Annotated in this window: 14 protein-coding genes; 6 read left to right on the forward strand and 8 right to left on the reverse strand. The window is 49.7% G+C overall.

What is annotated here, in order from left to right:
• Nucleotides 1-129: 129 nt before the first annotated feature.
• Entirely contained in the window at nucleotides 130-1,320 is a 1,191-nt protein-coding gene (locus Pan241w_RS27990; RefSeq protein WP_145222641.1) for a hypothetical protein, read from the forward strand.
• 1,140 nt (nucleotides 1,321-2,460) lie between these two features.
• On the opposite strand, the gene Pan241w_RS27995 is transcribed toward Pan241w_RS27990, so the two are convergent.
• Nucleotides 2,461-4,356: a carbon starvation CstA family protein gene (locus Pan241w_RS27995; protein WP_145222643.1), complete on the reverse strand. Its 1,896-nt coding sequence runs from the start codon at nucleotides 4,354-4,356 to the stop codon at nucleotides 2,461-2,463.
• A gap of 660 nt (nucleotides 4,357-5,016) precedes the next feature.
• On the opposite strand from Pan241w_RS27995, the gene csrA reads away from it, so the two are divergent.
• Nucleotides 5,017-5,247: a carbon storage regulator CsrA gene (gene csrA / locus Pan241w_RS28000; protein WP_145222645.1), complete on the forward strand. Its 231-nt coding sequence runs from the start codon at nucleotides 5,017-5,019 to the stop codon at nucleotides 5,245-5,247.
• 111 nt (nucleotides 5,248-5,358) lie between these two features.
• Here csrA and Pan241w_RS28005 read toward each other — a convergent pair whose 3' ends face one another.
• Both Pan241w_RS28005 and Pan241w_RS28010 read right to left on the reverse strand, forming a co-directional pair.
• Entirely contained in the window at nucleotides 5,359-6,060 is a 702-nt protein-coding gene (locus tag Pan241w_RS28005; protein WP_145222647.1) for a class I SAM-dependent methyltransferase, read from the reverse strand.
• A gap of 102 nt (nucleotides 6,061-6,162) precedes the next feature.
• A complete protein-coding gene (locus tag Pan241w_RS28010) occupies nucleotides 6,163-8,706 on the reverse strand; it encodes an ATP-dependent Clp protease ATP-binding subunit (RefSeq protein ID WP_145222649.1) in 2,544 nt (847 codons plus the stop codon).
• 607 nt (nucleotides 8,707-9,313) lie between these two features.
• Here Pan241w_RS28010 and Pan241w_RS28015 point away from each other — a divergent pair.
• The 3 genes from Pan241w_RS28015 (at nucleotide 9,314) to amt (ending at nucleotide 15,271) form a co-directional block, all read left to right on the forward strand.
• Nucleotides 9,314-10,876, forward strand: coding sequence for a thiamine phosphate synthase (locus Pan241w_RS28015; protein ID WP_145222651.1), 1,563 nt, complete (start codon nucleotides 9,314-9,316; stop codon nucleotides 10,874-10,876).
• Between the two features lie 37 nt (nucleotides 10,877-10,913).
• Nucleotides 10,914-11,981: a tRNA dihydrouridine synthase gene (locus tag Pan241w_RS28020; protein WP_145222653.1), complete on the forward strand. Its 1,068-nt coding sequence runs from the start codon at nucleotides 10,914-10,916 to the stop codon at nucleotides 11,979-11,981.
• Nucleotides 11,982-12,286: 305 nt separating this feature from the next.
• Nucleotides 12,287-15,271, forward strand: a complete 2,985-nt coding sequence (gene amt, locus Pan241w_RS28025; protein WP_145222655.1) for an ammonium transporter — start codon at nucleotides 12,287-12,289, stop codon at nucleotides 15,269-15,271.
• Between the two features lie 9 nt (nucleotides 15,272-15,280).
• On the opposite strand, the gene Pan241w_RS28030 is transcribed toward amt, so the two are convergent.
• Nucleotides 15,281-16,816, reverse strand: coding sequence for a YifB family Mg chelatase-like AAA ATPase (locus Pan241w_RS28030; RefSeq protein ID WP_145222657.1), 1,536 nt, complete (start codon nucleotides 16,814-16,816; stop codon nucleotides 15,281-15,283).
• 304 nt (nucleotides 16,817-17,120) lie between these two features.
• Between Pan241w_RS28030 and Pan241w_RS30065 the strand changes: the two genes are divergently transcribed.
• Complete coding sequence (locus tag Pan241w_RS30065) at nucleotides 17,121-17,219, forward strand: 50S ribosomal protein bL37 (RefSeq protein WP_390620792.1); 99 nt, start codon at nucleotides 17,121-17,123, stop codon at nucleotides 17,217-17,219.
• A 112-nt stretch (nucleotides 17,220-17,331) separates the two neighbouring features.
• Here Pan241w_RS30065 and Pan241w_RS28035 read toward each other — a convergent pair whose 3' ends face one another.
• The 4 genes from Pan241w_RS28035 to Pan241w_RS28050 all read right to left on the reverse strand — a co-directional run bounded on the left by Pan241w_RS28035 (nucleotide 17,332) and on the right by Pan241w_RS28050 (nucleotide 21,294).
• Nucleotides 17,332-17,976, reverse strand: coding sequence for an RNA polymerase sigma factor (locus tag Pan241w_RS28035; protein ID WP_145222659.1), 645 nt, complete (start codon nucleotides 17,974-17,976; stop codon nucleotides 17,332-17,334).
• A gap of 34 nt (nucleotides 17,977-18,010) precedes the next feature.
• Nucleotides 18,011-18,916 carry a hypothetical protein gene (locus Pan241w_RS28040; RefSeq protein WP_145222661.1) on the reverse strand — a complete coding sequence of 302 codons (906 nt, stop codon included), beginning with the start codon at nucleotides 18,914-18,916 and terminating at the stop codon, nucleotides 18,011-18,013.
• Nucleotides 18,916-20,916: a serine/threonine protein kinase gene (locus Pan241w_RS28045; protein WP_145222663.1), complete on the reverse strand. Its 2,001-nt coding sequence runs from the start codon at nucleotides 20,914-20,916 to the stop codon at nucleotides 18,916-18,918. The genes Pan241w_RS28040 and Pan241w_RS28045 overlap by 1 nt, the downstream gene beginning before the upstream one ends.
• 153 nt (nucleotides 20,917-21,069) lie before the next feature.
• Nucleotides 21,070-21,294, reverse strand: coding sequence for a PLDc N-terminal domain-containing protein (locus tag Pan241w_RS28050; RefSeq protein ID WP_145222665.1), 225 nt, complete (start codon nucleotides 21,292-21,294; stop codon nucleotides 21,070-21,072).
• Nucleotides 21,295-21,328 lie beyond the last annotated feature (34 nt).

The raw sequence follows: 21,328 nt of genomic DNA on the forward strand, positions 1-21,328 counted from the left end.
TATCAATGAATCTCTCACCGTAAAGCTCCAGCAAACAATCCTGGGTTCTCTGCCTGACATCCGATTGATATACTCCGCTCACCTACCAAGTGTTTTTTTGGCCACATTGAGCGTGAAAAGAGAATTCGAATGCCGAAACGTGCCTGCTGTTATCTATTTCTGGTTTTGTGTTATGTCAGTTTACAGTTGGAGACTGTTTCTGCGGAAGAAGCGAAACAGAAACCTGCCGTTGACCAGAAAACAAACACGCAAACTTATGAAGCGATGTTGTACGAACTAGGCGCCTTTCCAGTCAACAAGCTGACTCGCCCCTACTTTAACCAGGGGCGTCCGGGGGAAGTTTATGCGAATAAAGGAAGACGGGGCGACGTGCATGGCTGGCTGCCACCGGAGAGAGTTCGCAAGGGAGGTTATCTGACCGCGTCGGAAAAAAAGCGTTATGGAATTCCGAAAGCGTCGCTCCCTTATCAACGCTATCTTTCCCTGATTGATATTGGAACGTACCAGAAGACCAAAGATCCGCTGCTGCACAGCATCATTCAATTTGTTTTTGACGAGTTACATGAACGAAAAGTGAAGAGCCCCACTCCGGGTGCGATTCTGAGTGTTTACCAACCCAGCAAGGAATGGGATCATAAATTTCTGTGGCAACTTAAAAGCGAAGCATTGTCCGGCCCCGACGTGGCTCGTCTTTATCAACGCTATCGGGTTCCTCTGCTGCTACGTTGCCTGTCGCTGCCTGAGAAGGAACCGGAGAATTACGTCCGGTTTCTGGAGCAGATCTCATCAGACAAAGGGCTGCACGGTGGCTACCGTTTCGAGGCTTACAAGCAGCTATATGCGTGGGACCAGGAACAGTATCGCAGTGGCTACAAAGCGTTTCTGATTAAACAGACCGAGCAGACGCCTGACGTGTTAGACCGTTGTTTCATGAACGAGGCCCTGCTGAAGCTGGGGGACGAAGACTGCTTTGCAGTGGTGCGGCGCAGCCTGGTCACGGATCCGATTTATGATGTGCGCATATCGATCCTCAGGAATTTGAAAAAACTTGATCTTCAGCACCTGTTCCTGGATCCGATTCAGGTGCTGGCCGAGGAGAAGGCCAAAGAGTGCCGTCATTACTGGCATTTTGGAAACGGTCCGGGCATGGATGTGGGAGAGACCGAAATGTATCACCTCTTGAAAGGACTGTTGTTTGTATCGAGTAAGCGGGATCTTTCCGAAGAGACTGTGCAGAAAATTCAGCACGCCCGCGCGACCCTGGAGGTGAAGAAACAGGAGCGGCGGGATGCGTCGGGGCTCAGGGGATTGAACAGGTAGGGGACTGAGGGATTGGCATGGATCACATTGTTTTCGTGGTGGTCCTGATTAAGTCAGATCTGGTTTGGGTCTCGCCTGGCGGTGCTGTTTCGGGTTGTTTTTTCACGTGCGAATGTTTTTTATGTTCCATTTGTATGGCGATATCTGGTTGTATCTCGCCAGGCGGGGCGACACATAGGTCGCCCCCGACATTTTTATAGCTGGGTTTGCGTGAAATGCTTTGCACGGCCGGGCAAGCCGGGCCATGGCACACGATGTGTGTGATTGAACTGGCCCCATCAGTCGAGTCATCAAAAATCACGCGCCGCAAGGCGGGCGGGAACATAGGCACCGCCCCTACGTTGGGGGAGTTGGTTTTATATAACAGTTCGTGCGACTTTCCTGAAACCTCCTGCTCGCTGCGCTCGGCCCGAATTGCATTCGGGCTTACCCTGATAAATGGGCATTGATTTTATCTGAGTGATTCGAATGAAATCTTGGATCGCTCATGTTTCTGATGCTGCTCAAAGTGAACCATTACTACTTTCAGTTCATCTCCAGGCTTACGTATCTATCCAGTACGATGGGACCGGTTGATGGGATTCTGGACCTTGCCTCTCGCGGGAGGTATAGCGTTCGTACCTGCATTTGACAGTTGGGTCAGCGTGAATGGATTTGCACCGTCGGACAAGCCGACGGTGGCACACTCCAGAGTGATCAAGTGAGGTAAGCACAAAAGCAGACAAGCCCCACCGTGTGCCATGGCCCGGCTTGTCCGGCCGTGCTGGTTTGCTTTGATCCTTTTCTTGTGTCTCAGGGAGTCACGAAATGAGAATTTGTTTGATGCGTAATCGTCTTGCGAAACTCTTAAAATGCTCCTGCATACACTTGGGAACTTCTATGAATGTCATTCGAAGCGTCATGATAAATGGTGGGGGTGTGAGCAGGCTTTTTGAAAATCGTGCTGAAACCAGTGGGTTTGATAGTGCTTTTCTGGAAGCAGTTCGCGCTGTTCCAGTGCTCACTCGCGCGCCCGACGTTATCTCCGCATCATCGCGATCGGCGGGGTTGTCGTCCAGTCCTGTTTCTTCAGGTGAGAGTGTGCGCAGCATCGAATCACAACGTCAGCAGCCGCTGAAACTTAAGACCGTTTTTCAAAATCTAGTTCGAGCCACCTGCAGCACTGGGGGCGACGGCAGGTCGCACTGTCGAGAGAGCGGGCAGTTGCTCTTCGAGGTGCCCTTTGGATTTGGACCAGACGAGCAGCCCTTCGACCATCATCCAGACCTGGAGTCCAATCACGGCGATACCAAACAGGAACAGATGCTGCTTCTCCGGATTGAAGAACCAGCCAGTTTCGCTGTTGAACATGTTCCAGAGCATCGCCCAGGCAGGCATGATGAGCATGACAATCATCGGTACCAAAGCAAAGATGATCGGCTTGTTACGACGGCGGAGATAAAAGACAATCACCATGAACGCCAGACCGGCAAGCAACTGGTTGGTGGCACCGAACAGAGGCCAGAGAATGAGGCCGCCACTCCCGGGTCCTGCTGTGGCATTCGCAGGCATCATCGCCACCATGCCACCCAGGAAAACGGCGAGGCCTGTGGCCACGTATTTGTTGGTGAGCGGCTTGATATGAATCGTCGCTGCCAGTTCCTGGATGACGTACCTCTGGAGCCGGGTTGCGGTGTCAAGGGTGGTGGCGGCAAAACTGGCGACCAGTACAGCGATGATGCTGATGCCCAGTTTCATGGGAATGCCGATGGAACCCAGAAAGTTGGCTCCGCCGTGAATGAAGGCGCCGATCTTGTCTTTCAAGCCAAATGCCCCCCAGCCTTTGCTGGCGTCATAACGGGTTTCCCAGGCAGCCAAGCCAGCGAGTTGAGTATCGGTTCCAGCTTCCATTGTGGGCTGATAAGTATAGGCGGCTCCTTCACCGACGCGGGTAAAGTCTCCCATACCGACGCCGGCACAGCAGGCGAGAATCACGATGACGGCCAGGCCCCCTTCGAGGAGCATGGCACCGTAACCCACGTACTGGGCATCGAGTTCGGATTCCACCTGTTTACTGCTGGTGCCGCTACTGACGAGGCAGTGAAACCCGCTACAGGCACCGCAGGCGATGGTGATAAACAGGAACGGCCAGATCGGCGGTGCGTCGGCTGGAATGTTGGTGGCGATGGCGGGGGCAGCGCCGACGAGGTCGGCCTGACCGGTGGCGCCGGCAACGAGGGCACCGATGAGCAGGAGTCCCAATGCGAGGACCAGCTGATGACTGTTGATGAAATCGCGTGGCTGAAGCAGGAGCCAGACCGGCATCACGGAAGCGACGGCGCAGTAGGCCAGCAGGACGAAAGTCCAGAGAATCACTGCGTTAGGAAACGGTCCCGTGTTGGGGATGTTAAACAGCGTGGCAATATCGATGGGCCAGTAATAGGCACCCAGGTAGATCGAAGCGTAAACAATTGCGAGTGCCACCAGCGAGGGAACAAGCAGCGTGGCATTTTCTTTATAGACCATGATGCCGATGACCAGTGCGATGGGCATCGTGATCCAGACGGGGATCACGGTTTCCGGATAAAGGGAGAAGATGATGGCAATCACCAAGCCAAAAATCGCCAGCACGACTGTCAATGCGAGCAGAAGAATCAAGAGAAACAGAATACGCGTGCGTGGGGCGATGAGTCTGCCGGCGACTTCGCCGACGGTTTGCCCGCGATTACGCAGCGAAACAACAAGAGCGCCAAAGTCATGGACCGCTCCGATGAAAATCGAGCCGAACAAAACCCAGAGCAATGCCGGCAGCCAACCCCAGAAAACGGCAATCGCCGGTCCGACGATGGGACCGGTGCCTGCGATACTGGTGAAGTGATGTCCGAAGATGACACTTTTTTTCGTTGGAACAAAGTCAACATCGTCGCGGAGTTGTTTACTGGGAACTTCAGCGTCACCATCGACATTAAAGATTTTATTTGAAAGCCACTTTCCATAAGTGTGGTAGGCAATGATGTAACCTACAAAAGCTCCCGCAGCGATTAACAGTGTGGCCATTCGTTTTCTACTCCAGCATTTTACTTTGAACCAGTTTGACTGGCTGAGTTTTGATCATCATCAATAACGGACCGACTTCGATTCGTATCGCAGCGACTGACCTGGCCTTAACACCGACAATCACATCACACGTAAGTACAATGCAGAAAACCAGAGCGCTACTTACAGATTATACATCTACCCATTAATTGGCAATTAAGTTGCCCGGATCTACCTGCTCACAACACGAAAAACTATACATCAGAACCGGTTGCATTGCCCAGAATCGCCTCCCGCCGGCATAATCGGCACACCCGACACATCCCACAAAGCAGCACGCATCTTCTCTCAATGTCGCTATTTAACCCATCTTAATGATCATATTACGGTAAAAAACGTCGATGTAGGTAGTACCCACGAGGAACTCATTAAAACGATGCAGGGATGTGGGTCATTGCCGGTAAGAGAATCTTTGCAAGCTGTCGCAGTTGATCTCTGGTATCGCTGAAAACCAGAGCCGCCTCGGATCAAAGTCTCTCTTCTTCGGACTGATTTGTTTTACTTACATTCGAAAAGACAACAGGTGACAAAACTTTAATTCAAATCGATAAGAGGTTTGTCGCCTCTTCAGATATCACCTCATTGGCCCAGAACATAAGATCTACGGAAGGAGTTATTACGATGCTTGTATTGTCGAGACAACGCGACGAGAGCATCATCATCGGTGACAATATTGTCATTACTATTGTCGATATCCGGGGTGATAAAGTACGGTTAGGAATTCAGGCACCAACAGAAATTCCAGTGCACCGTCAAGAAGTATACGATGCGATTCAACGTGAAAACGCGATGAAAGAATCGGAAGCGCGTCGACCTTCATCTCAATCGCCGTCCAAAAATGCCAGCGAGTGATCTTCAATCACGAAGTCGTTCGATATACAGGACAAGGCCAGGTTTCAATTAACGAATAATTGAATGAGTCGCAGGGGGAAGTCTGATACGATGTCAGACTTCCCCCTGTTTTTATTCAGCTGGCAGCATCGTCGCGACCGTCCAGTGGCGATCCGAGGTAATCTGCGCCGTACTCGGTGGCAAGCCACATGCTTTCAATAACGTCTGCACTTCGTCTATCGTCAGCGCTGCGTGCAGTGAATCATGGAACATCTGTCGTTGATGCGAGTTTGCTTCGCCGGCATATAATTTGACCAGCCGCTCTAATTCTTCAGAAGAGTCCGGCCGCAGCAGGTCGCGCACAAACAGAAAGCCGCCCGGTCTGACGACGCGAACGATTTCGCGAAACACGCTCCCCGGTTCGGGCACATGGTGAATCAGACTGTTTGAGATTACGCCGTCAAAACAATGATCGGCACACGGCAGTTGCTTTGCATCCGCCCGTTCCAAAGTCACGACATCTCTCAGCCCCGCCTGCTGCAAATTCACTTCGGCCACACGCAGCATTTCCGCCGCCAGGTCGGTCGCTACGATTTTGAGTCGTTCATTCCGTTGGCATAGTTCAATCGGAATCAATGCGGTGCCGGTTCCCAGATCAAGAACGGTCATGTCATTGTTACCAGCTGCGCTCCCGCTGATTGCCTGATGTGCGGCGATCAATTCCAGCAGATCCTCGGCAAACAACCGATTGACGTCACCGTGATCCATGGAATTATAGTCGACCGCTTCTTCGCGTGTATCCATGACTTCGGGTTCAAGTTGACGCGGAATCATGCTTGCTTCCTTCCCCACAAACTTGAATTAAAAAAAGAGCCCTCACTTTGGATGATGAGGGCTCTTTGTCATTTTAAGAGTTTCAAACTCGTAAGCTGAAGATCAGGCTTCTCCTTCCGGAGCACCGCCGTCGCCTTCAACTGAACCGACGGTTGCCAGTTCTTCCGTTTCTGCTTCGTAAGAGGCGTCAAAGTCGAGTCGTTTTTCATCGCCGACTTCAGTGACTCTCACCAGAACTTTATTCTTACCTTCAAAGGCACCACGCAGCAATTCTTCTGCCAGCGGATCTTCGATGTAGCGTTCAACAGAACGACGCAGCGGACGGGCACCGTAATCGAGCTCGCCGCCCTCGGAACCTTTGTCGATAATGAATTCGCGTGTTTCGTCGGTCAGATCCAGAGTGACACCCTGTTCTTTCAAACGATTACGCACTTTGCCAAGTTCGATATCCACGATCTGCTTCAATTCTTCACGTGTCAGTTTACGGAACACAACGACTTCGTCCAGACGTCCCAGAAACTCTGGTTTGAATTCTTTCTGAAGGTCGTGCATCAGGTTACGTTTCATGGCGTCGTAGCTGGTGTCATCGTCGGCTTTGCGGAAACCAAAGGCGTCCCCGTGAGCCATGCCCTGAGCACCGGCGTTCGTTGTCATGATCAGCACCACGTTCTTGAAATCGACTTTTCGACCAAAACTGTCAGTCAAATGGCCTTCTTCCATAATCTGCAAGAGCATGTTGAAGACATCAGGGTGTGCTTTTTCAATTTCATCGAGCAGCACAACCGCGTAAGGCCGACGACGAATTTTTTCCGTCAACTGTCCGCCTTCTTCGAAACCAACATAGCCTGGAGGGGCACCAATCAGACGACTGACGTTGTGCTTTTCCATGTATTCACTCATGTCGATTTGAATCAAAGCCGATTCATCCCCGAACATGAATTCTGCCAGTGTTTTTGCCAGTAATGTCTTTCCCACCCCGGTTGGACCAGAGAACAAGAAGGCACCCATCGGTCGTTTCGGATCTTTCAACCCACTACGACTGCGACGTACGGCTTTGGAAACCTGTTTAATGGCTTCGTCCTGACTGATAACCCGCTGATGCAGTTCATCTTCCATATTCAACAGACGCACGGTGTCTTCACTGGAGAGTCGGGTTAAAGGCACGCCGGTAATTTTGGCGACGACTTCAGCCACAACTTCCGCATCGACGACGCCGTCTACTTCTTTGGATTTTTCACGCCATTCCTGAGTCAAAGACTCTTTGCGTTTCTTCAGCTTATCGGCCTGATCCCGCAGATTCGCCGCCAGTTCAAAATCCTGGTTGGCAACGGCTTCTTCTTTCGATTGATTCAGCCGTTCTGCTTCTTCCTCCAGTTCTTTCAAGTCGGGAGGACGCACCATCGATTTCAGACGAATACGGGCACCCGCTTCATCGATCACATCAATGGCTTTGTCAGGCAGACATCGGCCGGTAATGTAACGTGAAGAAAGTTCAACCGCTTTTTCCAGAGCGTCATCGGTAATCTGTACTTTGTGATGTTCTTCATAGCGTTCCCGCAGACCACGCAGAATTTCTACGGTCTGTTCGTCGGTTGGCGGTTCGACCATCACATTCTGGAAGCGTCGTTCCAGAGCACTGTCTTTTTCGATGTATTTGCGGTACTCATCGAGTGTGGTCGCACCGATACACTGTAATTCGCCACGGCTCAATGCAGGCTTCAATACGTTCGATGCATCGATGGCCCCTTCCGCACCACCGGCTCCTACCAGGGTGTGCAATTCGTCGATGAACAAAATCGTATTTTTTGCACGACGGACTTCGTTCATGACCGCTTTAATGCGTTCTTCGAACTGACCACGGTATTTCGTGCCGGCAACCATCATCGCCAGGTCCAGTACGACGATTCTACGATCACGGAGCAAGTCAGGGACTTCGCCGTTCACGACCATCTGGGCAAACCCTTCGACAATCGCAGTTTTACCAACACCCGCTTCACCCAGCAGAACTGGGTTGTTCTTTTGACGACGACAAAGAATCTGAATGACACGTTCGATTTCCTTGGAACGGCCAATCACCGGATCCAGCTTTTTCTGCTTGGCCAGTTCAGTCAGATCGCGACCAAAACTGTCCAATGCGGGAGTTTTGCTTTTGCCGGCTTTCTGACTTCCTGTTCCTGGTGTCCGTTCGCCTGCTTCGCCCCCTTCGAGGCCGTGCCCCAGAAGGTTCAGAACTTCTTCGCGTACTTCTTCCAGTTTCAATCCCAGATTCATCAGAACCTGAGCGGCAACGCCATCCTGCTCACGCAATAAGCCCAGCAACAGATGCTCGGTTCCCACATAGTTGTGGTTCAGATTCCGAGCTTCTTCCATCGCATATTCGATGACTTTTTTAGCACGGGGGGTTTGAGGAAGTTTGCCCATCGTGACCATGTCTGGTCCGGATTGGACTATCTTCTCAACTTCCAGACGGATTTTTCGTAAATCCACGTCCAGATTTTTCAGCACGTTGGCTGCGACCCCTGAACCCTCTTTGACTAATCCTAAAAGGATATGTTCGGTCCCGATATATTCGTGATTGAAGCGTTGGGCTTCCTGATTGGCCAACTGCATCACTTTTCGAGCTCGATCTGTAAACCGCTCGTACATAATTTGTTTCTCCTATGGCCCTGTATTATGTCGGGCACTTTTGGATGAACACTACGATTCTGCTTTGAAACCGATTGCATCAAACGCAGGAATCAATTCTCCCAAACTATTCTAAAAATGGACTCGTGTTTGATTTGTTTTAATATATTTCAAAAATGCGATTTAAAGACCTGTACATCTTTAAACAACATTACAATTTGAAATGGAAATTGCTTCTTTTAGGAAAGGCTTCTACGAATAATACGTTACTCACCAAAAAACGTCGAGGAATTTCCCAAAACTAGTACTAGAACGTCAAAGGAAGTCAATAAAACACCACAACTTACCAAAATATTCTACCCATTTTAACACTCCTGAATTCGGAGCGACTCGTTGTTCGGGACAGCACATTCCGATTCATACATGATCACACAGGGAATCACCACCCTGCCAAAGCCGCAAAATCGATACAATCCACAAAACCAGTCATTGTAATTCTAGTACTCCCACCCCATTGTAGCAAGATTAGCCTTGAATCGGTTAACCTGTCTACTGCATTGTGCGTCCCTGAATGCACAATGCATGAGCCCTAATACCAACGATCGTCTCAAGAAATACCCGAACCGTTATGCAACATTTACTGACAGCAGGAGCGCAGCGTGCATTGAAGCAAGCCGAGCAAATTGCGCAAAGTTCTGCCGCTCCAGAGCTGGCAGCCATCCACTTGCTGGCTGCACTTGCTTTTGAAGAATCCCGGGCCGCCGAATTAATGCTGGCCCATCAAATTGAACTGTCGATGATTCTAGACCAGTTTTCGATCCAGCTGCCAGAGGAACCAGCCGATTCAGACTCGGATTTACCCAATGAACCGCTTGAACTCTCTCAGGCGCTGTCTCAATTTCCAGCACTGCGCGAAATCTTGAATCAGGCATTGGAACAGGTCAGCCGAGCAGATGTTCCCACAGAAATTGGAAGTGAGCATCTTTTGTGGGGCTTAGTGACGACTGCAGGCTCACACTCAGAGTGGCTCCACTCACAGGGAACACTGACAACAGACGCACTCGAACAGGCCTTGAATCTCCAGCAACGTCATTCTGCAGAGCCGATCAATGTGGACTTCGCATTTCGGGTCGTTCCCACCACGGCCAGCGATCAGACGAATACATTCAGGACCATCGACGCAGCTGCCAACCGTCTGCGGGAAGGCCTGCGCGTGATTGAAGATTATCTCCGCTTTACCCTCGATGACGCGCATCTGATGGAACTGTTAAAAAACACCCGACACCAGCTGGCAGAGGCCCTCAAATTTATCGGGCCGGATTCACTGATTACCAGCCGCGACACGCTCCATGATGTCGGTACCAGCATCAGTACCACGTCTGAATTCGAGCGGCATTCAATGGAACATTTACTGCAGGCAAATTTGAAACGCGTGCAGGAAGCGACACGCACTCTGGAAGAGTTTGGCAAGTTGATCTCTGTAGAAGCAGCCGCTCTATTCAAGCAGATGCGTTATTCACTATACACTTTGGAAAAAAGTATTCTGTCGTGTGTACGTAATCAACGCCGTCTGGAAGACTGTCGCCTGTATCTACTCGTTTCCGAATCTTTATGTCATCATGGCTCAGGCCCTGCTGTCCGCGAAGCGCTGGCAGCGGGCGTCGGCATCATTCAAATACGTGAAAAAGAAATGACAGATCGTCAGCTGCTGGAGCATGGTAAACATGTCCGCGAGTGGACCCGCGCTGCAGGAGCGATTCTGATTATGAATGATCGCCCGGATCTTGCGGTCGCGATCGACGCCGACGGCGTGCACGTTGGTCAAGATGAATTACCGGTGAGAGAGGTCCGTCAGATTATCGGGCCTCAAAGGATGATTGGTGTCTCAACACATAATATCGAACAGGCCCGCCAGGCAGTACTGGACGGGGCTGATTACATTGGCGTCGGTCCCACATTTCCAACTACAACGAAGTCATTTGCAGAACACGAGTACGCGGGATTGAACTTTGTGAAACAGGTCGCCGCCGAAATTACGCTCCCCTGGTTTGCCATTGGAGGCATCAATGCCGACAATCTCAGCCAGGCGATTCAAGCCGGTGCGCAACATGTAGCCGTCAGCAATACGATCTGCAGTCATCCACAGCCCGGCCAGATTACCAGCGAGTTACTGTCGCAATTCCCAGGTTGAGCTTTGGACTAACATTAAGAAAAGCTAATACAAAAGCATGTCCGTCGATCAAATATCATCTGTTCCTTTAGGCCCCTATCAACTGAAGTCGCCTTTATTCCAGGCTGCCTTGAGCGGTTATAGTGACTACCCCATGCGCGTGATCGCTGCCAGACTGGGAGCCGCTTATACACTCTGCGAAGTCATGATCGACCGGATGATCGTGCAATCCAAACAGGGCAAACAGCATGCAATGATGTACTGCCATCAGGATGAGTTTCCCGTCGGTGGTCAGCTGATGGGTTCAGAACCGGAAGAATTTGGACCTGCTGCACAAAGACTTGTTGAAGCCGGCTTTCATGTGATCGATATCAACTTTGGCTGCCCGGTCAAAAAAGTCATGAGTCGCTGCCGGGGCGGCTATCATCTGGGGCAACCTGAAGTGGCACTCGATATTATTTCCCGTGTACGCGATGTGGTTCCCGATCATATCCCCGTCACGTTAAAAATGAGACGGGGCATCGACGACACCGCAGAATCGGAAGATAATTTTTTTCGCATCTTTGACGGTGCTTATGAACGTGGACTGGCCGCGATCACCGTTCATGGACGAACCGTGCATCAGAAGTACGTCGGCCCCAGTAACTGGGAATTTCTCAAACAAGTCAAACAGCACGCCGGCTCGAAAACAGTCATTGGAAGTGGCGACCTGTTCTCACCGCAAGCCTGTATTGATATGCTGCGTGTAACGCACGTCGATGGCGTTTCCATTGCTCGTGGCGCAATTGGAAATCCCTGGATCTTTCAGCAAACGGCTGACCTGCTCCGCAAGCAACCGATCTCTCTGCCGGATGTCTACGAACAACGGACTGTGATTGCCGAACACTTTGAACTGGCGCGCACATTTTATGGTGAGAAAAAAGTCTGCAACACCATGCGCAAGTTCGGCATCTTTTATTCCGAGCTCCATCCCCAACGAAATGAAGTTCGCAATGCGTTTATCGCCGTGAAAACTGCAGAACAGTGGCTGCAAGTTTTAGAACAATGGTATCAAAATAACGCACCGGGCATCTTCCCGCCTGTAGAACAACCCAATCCGCTTTCTTTAGAAGCACCGGCATCCTGAGTCAGCACGGCATAATCGATTCAGAGGTACCACCAGACAACAAGCTGCCACTCAGGTTTTCCCTATCTCCTCAACAATTTCAGTAAACCTGAGACCCCTGCATCAAATCTAACAGAGATTCCGATTCTTCCAAATAGCCTCTTTATGCGAATCAACGCTTGGGGTAAACCGACCAGGCAACAAATGAGGGGTTTCACTCAATTATTTTTTGACAGTTACTAATTCCAACGTAGAGTTTGAACATTCTGTTTAAATGCGAACGCGCTTTGTAGTTGACTGGTTTTAAATTGAGGGCTCCTCGTTAGATGTCTCATGAGTTAACAACCAATACGATTTGGGTGCTGGTCTGTACCAGTCTGGTCTTCTTGATGCAGGCCGGATTTTGCTGTCTGGAATCTGGTCTATCCAGATCCAAAAACAGCATCAACGTAGCTACAAAGAATGTGGTTGATTTTTTCATCGGCGCTTTGATTTTCTGGCTGTTTGGCTACGGCCTGATGTTCGGTAGTTCTTACTATGGGTTGATCGGAACTTCACAATTCGCATTTGATGACAGCAACCCGACTCATTGGCCTACTGTCATATTCTTATTCCAGCTCGTTTTTTGTAGTGCCGCAATGACCATTTCCTCCGGCGCCGTTGCAGAGAGAATGCGTTTCCGCTCCTATATCATTCTGGCTGTCGGCATTGGTGCCGTCGCTTACCCGCTGTTTGGACACTGGGCCTGGGCAAAAGATATCTCCGGAGCACCAGCAGGATGGCTCGGGAAACTGGGATTTCTTGACTTTGCCGGATCTAGTGTTGTGCATTCCGTCGGAGCGTGGTCTGCATTAGCGGCCGTCCTGATACTAGGTCCTCGAACGGGGCGATTTTCTAAAAATTTCAATCAGTCACGATTTTCATCCAGTAATCTTCCCCTGGCGGCGTTAGGATTTTTAATTCTCTGGTTTGGATGGTTTGGATTTAACGGGGGCAGCACACTAGCCTTAAACGGTGAAGTGCCTTCGATCATTCTGAATACAATCCTGGCCGGAATTGCAGGAGGAGTCTGTGCGTTAGTCTGGGAGCTCATCTCGTCCCAGCAAATTTCGGTCGAAAAAATATTTAACGGCTCACTGGCAGGACTCGTTGCCATTACGGCATCGTGCAATGCGGTGTCGTTTCCCAGTGCCTTGCTCATCGGTGCCATTGCCGGCGTTGTGATGCTGGCCTCTTTGTCACTTTTAGAAAATCGGTTCAAAGTTGACGATGTCGTGGGAGCCATACCCGTACACGGCTTTGCTGGCGCCTGGGGAACACTGGCGGTCGCCCTGTTTGCTGATGCCAGCTTATTTCAAAATGGTATCTCACGTACACAACAGCTGGGAATTCAAGCACTCGGCGTTGCAGTCTGCTTTGTCTGGAGCTTCGGATTCATCTGGATTTTCATGTCGATCATGAATCGTCTGATGCCCATTCGTGTCACGGTTGAAGAAGAAAAGATCGGTCTGAATGTAGCGGAACATGGTGCTTCCACTGAATTACACAGCCTTCTGGAAACGATGATTGCTCACGAAAATGGTGACAATACATCCAGAGCAGAAACGGATAATTTCACTGAAGCTGGTATCGTTGGTCATCAATACAATCGCGTGCTGGATGCACAGGAAATTCTGTTATCCGATGTCAAAGATCGCGAGCTGCGATATCGCTCTATCATGGATAATGTGATGGATGCGATCATCACCATTAACCTGGAAGGAAAAATCGAAGAATTCAATCTGGGAGCAGAACATCTATTCGGATATTTGAACCACGAAGTCGTCGGGCAAAATATCAATTTACTCATCCCACCTCTTCATCAGAAAATTCAACATGAATACGCCGAAGGGGATCTCAACCCCCAACTGGTCCGTGCCATCGGATCCCGGCAGGAGATTGTGGCGCAACGTAATGACGGTTCTACTTTTCCGGCAGAACTCGCCGTCAGCTCGGTGGTCCTGGCAGATCGGGAAATTTTTACTGGTATTATTCAGGACATCAGCGAACGCAAAGAATATGAACGCTCTTTAAATGAAGCCCGCAAACGGGCTGAAGCAGCCAGTGAAGCCAAAAGTGAATTCCTGGCTAATATGAGTCATGAAATCCGAACCCCCATGACAGCCATTCTGGGTTTTACCGATATCCTGCTTGGGAATTTGCAAAATAAAGAAGACATTGAGGCAGCCAACATTGTGAAACGAAACGGTGAATATCTCATCGGCGTGATCAATGATATTCTCGACCTTTCAAAAATCGAAGCCCGCAAAATCGAACTGGAACAGGTTCGCATCAACACTCAGGAGCTCATTTCAGACATCGCTTCACTCATGCAGGTCAAAGCCGATTCCAAAGGGCTCAAGATCGTGATCTCTTTTGAAAATCCGATCCCGGAAACAATCATCACCGACCCCACTCGCCTGCGCCAGATTCTGATCAATCTGCTTGGTAATGCCATCAAGTTTACTGAAACCGGTCACGTCGAATTGCGAATCAAAACAATCAATACGGAATATGGATTCCCCCAACTCCAATTTCAAGTCATTGATACCGGTATCGGAATTTCGGAAACAGCCCTCGCACAAATCTATCAGCCCTTCACACAGGCAGACAGTTCAACGACCCGAAAATATGGAGGCACCGGACTGGGGCTGGCGATCTCAAAACGACTGGCAGAGATGCTCGGCGGCAAGATTCACGTTACCAGCACCATCGGTGTAGGCAGCAACTTCACAATCTCGATCAACACAGGATCACTGGAAGGCATCCGCCTGTTGCAACTGAACGAGAATGCCATCAAAAAAGTCGCTACTGAAACCAAAGATGAAAATTCACTCAAACCAAACAGTAACATTAACTCCAGCCGGATTCTCATCGTGGAAGACGGGCTTGATAACCAGCGCCTCATCTCATTTCTATTGAAAAAAGAAGGCATGCAGGTTGAGCTGGCCGATAACGGAAAAATTGGTTATGAGCAAGCAATGGCGGCGTTGGAAGACGAGCATCCCTATGACTTCATCCTGATGGATATGCAAATGCCTGTGATGGATGGTTATACCGCGACCCGAAAACTACGCGAATCCGGCTATAGTGGGCCAATCATCGCACTCACCGCGCATGCTATGAAAAACGATATGGAAAAGTGTCTCGATGCCGGCTGCAACGCCTATGCTACCAAACCCGTCGATAAGCAAAAACTGCTGGAGACCATCGCACGCCTTGCAGAACCGGAAAATCATACAGAGGAACTGCAGCCAACTGTGAACGGCTAAACTCACGTTTCAAGACCAGAACTGACGATCCAGCGTACGGTAATTAATGGCTTCACTGATGTGAGACGCAGTAATCTGATCGCTCTGATCCAGGTCGGCAATGGTTCGGCTGATTCGCAAAATCTTATCATGAGCCCGTGCTGAAAGTCCCATGTCTTCCATTGCCGATTTTAATAATGCCTCTGCATCGCCAGCCAGTTGACAGTATTTTCTTAGCTGCCGCGGCGTCATTCGACCATTGTGTGAAGTCGATTCCTGCTGAAAACGGCGCGACTGAATTTCCCGCGCTTCCAAAACACGTTCACGCATCGTCGCACTGTCGGTGCCCGCTGATTTTTCTGAAAGATCCCGAAATGGTACAGGGGGAACCTCTATGTGAATGTCGATCCGATCCAGTAATGGGCCGCTGATCTTGGAAAGATAACGCTCAATTTGCATTGGATTGCAGGAACACTTTCGTCGTGGATCAGAAAGATAACCACAAGGACAGGGATTCATCGCTGCGATTAACATCACGTTCGCAGGAAATGTCACGCTGCCGATTGCGCGGGAAATGGTGACTTCACCTCCCTCAAGTGGCTGACGGAGTACTTCCAGAGTACGCCGATTAAATTCAGGCAACTCATCCAGAAATAACAGACCATTATGTGCCAGGCTGATCTCTCCCGGTGCCGGCGTAGACCCGCCTCCCACCAATCCCGCTTCACTGATGGTATGATGAGGAGTCCGAAACTGGCGTAGCATCACCAGAGATTGATTATTAGATAAACGCCCCATCGCACTGTAAATTCGCGTCGTCTCTAAACTCTCTTCCTGAGAAAGGCGCGGCAAGATTGTACTGAACCTCGAAGCCAGCAAAGTCTTTCCAGTACCAGGCGACCCGATCATGAGTAAATGATGCATTCCGGCAGCGGCAACCGTGATCGCCCGTTTCGAATATTCCTGCCCCTTTACATCGCTATAGTCGATTTCATACTGACCGTGTTCCTCTAGCGCATTCTCCCAGGAAAATTCGACCGCTTCGATGGGCAGGTTCCCCGTATAAAAACCGACGGCTTCTGCCAGAGTGCCCACGGCAAACACATCCAGCCCCTCCACGACAGCGGCTTCCTCTGCATTCTGAACCGGAACCAGAATTCCCTGCTTGCCCTGCTCGCGCGCCGCGATGGCCATCGATAACGCGCCCCGCACCGGACGAATCGTGCCATCCAGAGCCAACTCTCCCACAACCGCATACTCCTGAAACCGATCCGAGGCAAGCTGTCCACTGGCAGTCAACAATCCCAATGCAATCGGCAGATCAAACGAGGCCGCGTCTTTGGGGAGATCCGCGGGAGACAGGTTGATCACAATCCGATCGATGGGACGATTGTACCCGCTGTTTACCAGAGCCCGCTCAATCCGATGCGTACTCTCTTTCACAGCTGCTTCTGCCAACCCCACCAGAATCGTTTTCGGCATCGCCCCGGGAGAGATATCGACTTCCACTTCGACCGGCTTGGCTTCGATGCCAAATAAAGAATAGGTATAGAGCTTGGCCAGCATGAGGATTTTTCTTCAGTTCAGATTAACGCCTATTTTGTCCAGTATTCAAGTGATCCTCATCATGCTACCCGGAATCAGAACAACAGTCCACATACCTCAAGACGGACAATCTTGTTTTTAGGCCAAAATTTCCTGGAAAACGGAAAGAATTCCGCCCCAAACCAGTGATTTTCAACCGATTGGCTTTTTTTCATGACTGTGTTCGACTAGAATACCCGGCCCGATACCGATAACATTCTGCAGGCCTCATCAGTCAATATGTGGTCTTGATTTGAAAATTTCGAAGACCATAAAGGATAAAGTCATGGCAAAAACACAACGTAAACTGAAAAAAGCAAATCACGGTCGTCGTCCTGCCAGTGCTAAAGCACGCAAGCAAAAACGAAAGCACATCAAATTCTAATTTGATGGAGCCGGTCGCGTACGACCCACAAACATAAAAACCTCGCCCTGCGATGATCAGGCGAGGTTTTTTGCTGCGCTGTTCTGAATTTGCGTTTGAACACCCACTTCTATCAGGATAACCCCAGTCCCTGTAAATCAGCGTCATGAATCTGAGCCATTTTGATCGCGTCTTTCAGTTTCCCGACGACAAAGTGCTTATGGTTGGCAACCGCCTGTTCTGAAATTTGTAATTGCAATGCTACCTCTTTATTCGCCTTCCCCGAGACAAACAACTGCTCAATACACTGCAGCCGCTCATACTCTCCATTTTTGATCCAGGATAAAATTAAGTCCTGCAGGCTCTCACAAATGATCTGCTCTTCTTTTGATTTGCGTTCTTTACTCCGCGCCAGACTGGAAGCCACTCGCGCATGACCTGCCGGCTCGCGATGGTTTTCCCGTTCGCCCTTCTCGTCCGGAAATAGGGGAATGGTGGGCCGTCTACCCTGCTTGCGGAGCAAATCTGTCAGCTTATGAGAAGCAATCGCAAACAGAAACGACTCCAAAGGCGTCGCCGGATCATAGTTCGGCAGACTGATCAAAAAACCCAGAAACGTTTCCTGAACGACATCTTCGCTGCTCGCCGCATTGCGCAATCGGCTGTTAACAAACGCCAGCAGCCGTCCTTCAAACCGCGCAATCAATTCTGCCCAGGCGTCAGAGTCGCCAGCTTTGATTTGAGATACTAGAAGTTGATCGGCTTCATCGATTGGCATGAGGGAATCACAAACTGCTTTGAGTTAAGAATTTTTAAGCGGACTTCACTGTAGCCTGAGAATGCGTGACTCTCAAATACACGGCGACTCCGGCACACAGTAATGTCATCAAACCAAAGCCCCCCCCCAGCCATGCGACCCGTTCATTCCCAATTTTCTGCTTCCATCGTGCAAACAGCGTCTCTCGCACGCGAGGAGAATCTTCGAATTCCAGATAAGCACGATACATATTCTGTTTGAGTGGTTCCCCATTTTTCAGAACGTCTCCAAAATTATGTTCGACCAGCTGATAGTAACTTCTCCGCAATGCCACCTGACGAACTTCATCCGGGCTGACCTCCAAATTTGCCAGAGGGTAATGTGGATAGCGCAACTGCAGATTCGCTTTCAATTTCAAGCCTGCCTTAGCCAAAGCATCGTACTGTGCTTCACCAACCGTCACAAACAAACCAGATTCAACAACCAACCGGCTTGATTCCAACAGGTTCTTCTTGTTTTGATGCGTATGATCCAATCCGGAAACAACCCAGTCTGGTAACGGTTTCAGCGGTTCCTTTGCTCTTGCCGTCGCCGGAACAGGGATCTCCGCTTGAGGAGGATCGTGTGGTTTTCGGGCAACGACAGGGAGTTCCCAAAATGGTTCCGGTATTTTTGGGGGACTGGCAACAGCCGCTTTTGCCGGAATATTCCTGCTGAATGAATCACTGCTGACGGCTTCAGCAGATACAATTTCTGGAGATCTCAGGAAGACATAGGGTAGCAAAATTGCCAATAAAACTAAGAGTACTCCCCCCGTTATGAAGACAAATATGGTCGCCAGAAAAGACCCGACCGAAAAATTCTGAAATAATTTCATAACAACGAGGATGATCGTAGGCACCAGAATCAGCACCATGAGCAAAATAAAAATCCAGGTAAATTCAAGTGGTGCGGCGTTCATTATTTCGTCCCCTTAATCTCAACGACGCGTTGATCTTCCGAAATCCACGAGGCAGAAAGCTGAACTACACTCGAAATAATGGCTGCCCAACTCAATGCAGCAACAACGGGAAATGCCCAGATTGCGGTGACCACATAGGCAACAAATACGGTTGTCAGAACAGAAGTCACTTTGAATTTTCTTGGTCGAAATGAATCAGCGTGCCACCACCAGCGGCGGAAACAGAAGAGCATTCCAAAGAAAACCACATAGCCAATCAAGCTGGGTTGCCCATTCCCTAGAATTAAAGAATACGGGCCGATCACGTTGAACCAGGGTCTTAATCCCAAATGCATGTCTCGTGAAGCAGGCATTGAAGTCATTAAGACGTCTGCTTGAATCAAATAGATCAACGATCCTACGACAACTCCTGTGATCATCCAGATAATACGACGCGTGCTGTTATCGAACACTTTTCCTTCTGTCAGTTTTGCAACACCCAAAACGCTCCAGGCAGCGACGATTGTTCCAAACGTCAGCAGTGCCAGGGGAGCGAAATCATTGCCGCTCCAGAATCCTCTGGAAATTAATCCATCTGTAAAACACAAAATCCCCGCCATGATCACCAGCGTACAGACGACCGCTTTCACCATCGAAATGGATAAATCATAGAATCGGCTTTGAAGGGAAATCGATCGCGGCGTACGCGGCGTCAATGCACGCCGATAACAGCGTTTATTTCGGTGCTGTTCCCGTACACGACGTTGCTCTGCTTCTGCTTTCTGCCGTTCCTGCTCTCGGAAAATCCGTGTCTCATCCAATACTTGAGCGCGGTATTCTTTTGCAGCTGTATCCCTTCGGTGGTTCTTTTCTTTATCCCAGAGATCACTGATGGGAGGCGGCCCTTTTACAATCGCTGCAATCCCTTTGGTAAAAATCAGCCGCCCGAACATGCCTGTGATGACAATGGCCCCACAGAAAAACATCATGATAAAGAGGCCAAAAAAGAGAGGAATTCCGACCCTCAGACCTCCTATTGATATTCCTATCATCCCTACCAAAAAAAACATCAGGATAATTCCGGGGCCCCAAAGCCTGGTATACTCCCAACCAGAGTGATTGTTCGAAACACGAGAGGTTTGATTCACTCCGTCCGCATGTTGCATCGGGGCAGCGACAGCCGCGAAGGTTTCAAATGATGTATCAGGAATTTCTGTAACCGTCTCGCGCTGAAACAGAGCGCGTTCAAATTCCTGCTTGAAGACTTTGACGTCGGCAATTCGTTTTTGTGGGTCTTTTTCTAAGGCACGTCCCATAACGGCACGCAGATGAACGGGCAAACGGCTCAGGTCCGGTTTTTCGGAAAGATGTTTCATCAGAATCTCCGCCGTCGATTCCCCGTCGAAGGGGACCACGCCGGTAATCATCTCGTAGACCATCACACCTACCGCATAGACGTCGACTTCTTTTCCATAACGTCCCCGCGCTACTTCGGGTGCCATGTAATACACGGTGCCCACACTCTGCGTATTCGCACTGCGGCGACTATGGGTAATAAATTTCGACAAACCCACATCGCCAATTTTGATGGTCTCGCCATCGCGGAATACATTCGAAGGTTTCAAATCCCGGTGTACCAGGCCGCGACTATGCAGATAAGACAAGCCTTCTGAAATCCCCGACAGCCAATACCGTACCTGCTCCATCGGCATCCCGTTGGGACACTGATGCAAGGCTTTATCCAGCCCCTGGCCGGACACATATTCCATCACCACCCAGTGGTCGCCGTCGCGGTCCGTTTTGACATCAAAGATCGTGACCAGATTCGGATGTTTTAGATTCAGACATTGCGTCACGCCGCGCAATTCAATATCCATGTTCTGTTGCAGCAATTTGAGCGCCACCTCTTTGCCCGAATCACTCAGTGCATAATACACCTCTCCAAATCCACCCCGGTCGATGGCGCGCTTAATCGTAAATCCTGCTAAAGGTTTCGATTCTGGTGCAAAGGTGAATTTCATGGCTCATTCCATCCGTTAAACAACGTATTTGTTGTACGGCAAACTATTTATAACTGTGATTGATCGCGTGTACTTCCACACACTCTAATGCAACTTATTGACTGTAATAATAACGTTCATAAAAGTGTTATGGATCATTTTATTTCTCTGAATCTACTGTCCCGTCTGTTTAATCCGCTCAGGCCGTCGGACCAGGTAATATAAAATCGCGCCGAGATAACTGAGGAACACAATCACGAGCGCCCAGATAATTTTATCATTTCCAACTGAAGGTTCATTTTTCAGACAATCGATCAGCATCCAGATCCAGAAAATGGTCGCCAAAATACCAATGACAACAGAGAGTAACCCAAATATTAAACTAAAGATTGAGAACATAATTCCAATTTCCATAATAAAATCTTTATATCAG

Origin of the sequence: Gimesia alba (assembly GCF_007744675.1) — a bacterium.
Classification (GTDB): Bacteria; Planctomycetota; Planctomycetia; order Planctomycetales; family Planctomycetaceae; genus Gimesia; species Gimesia alba.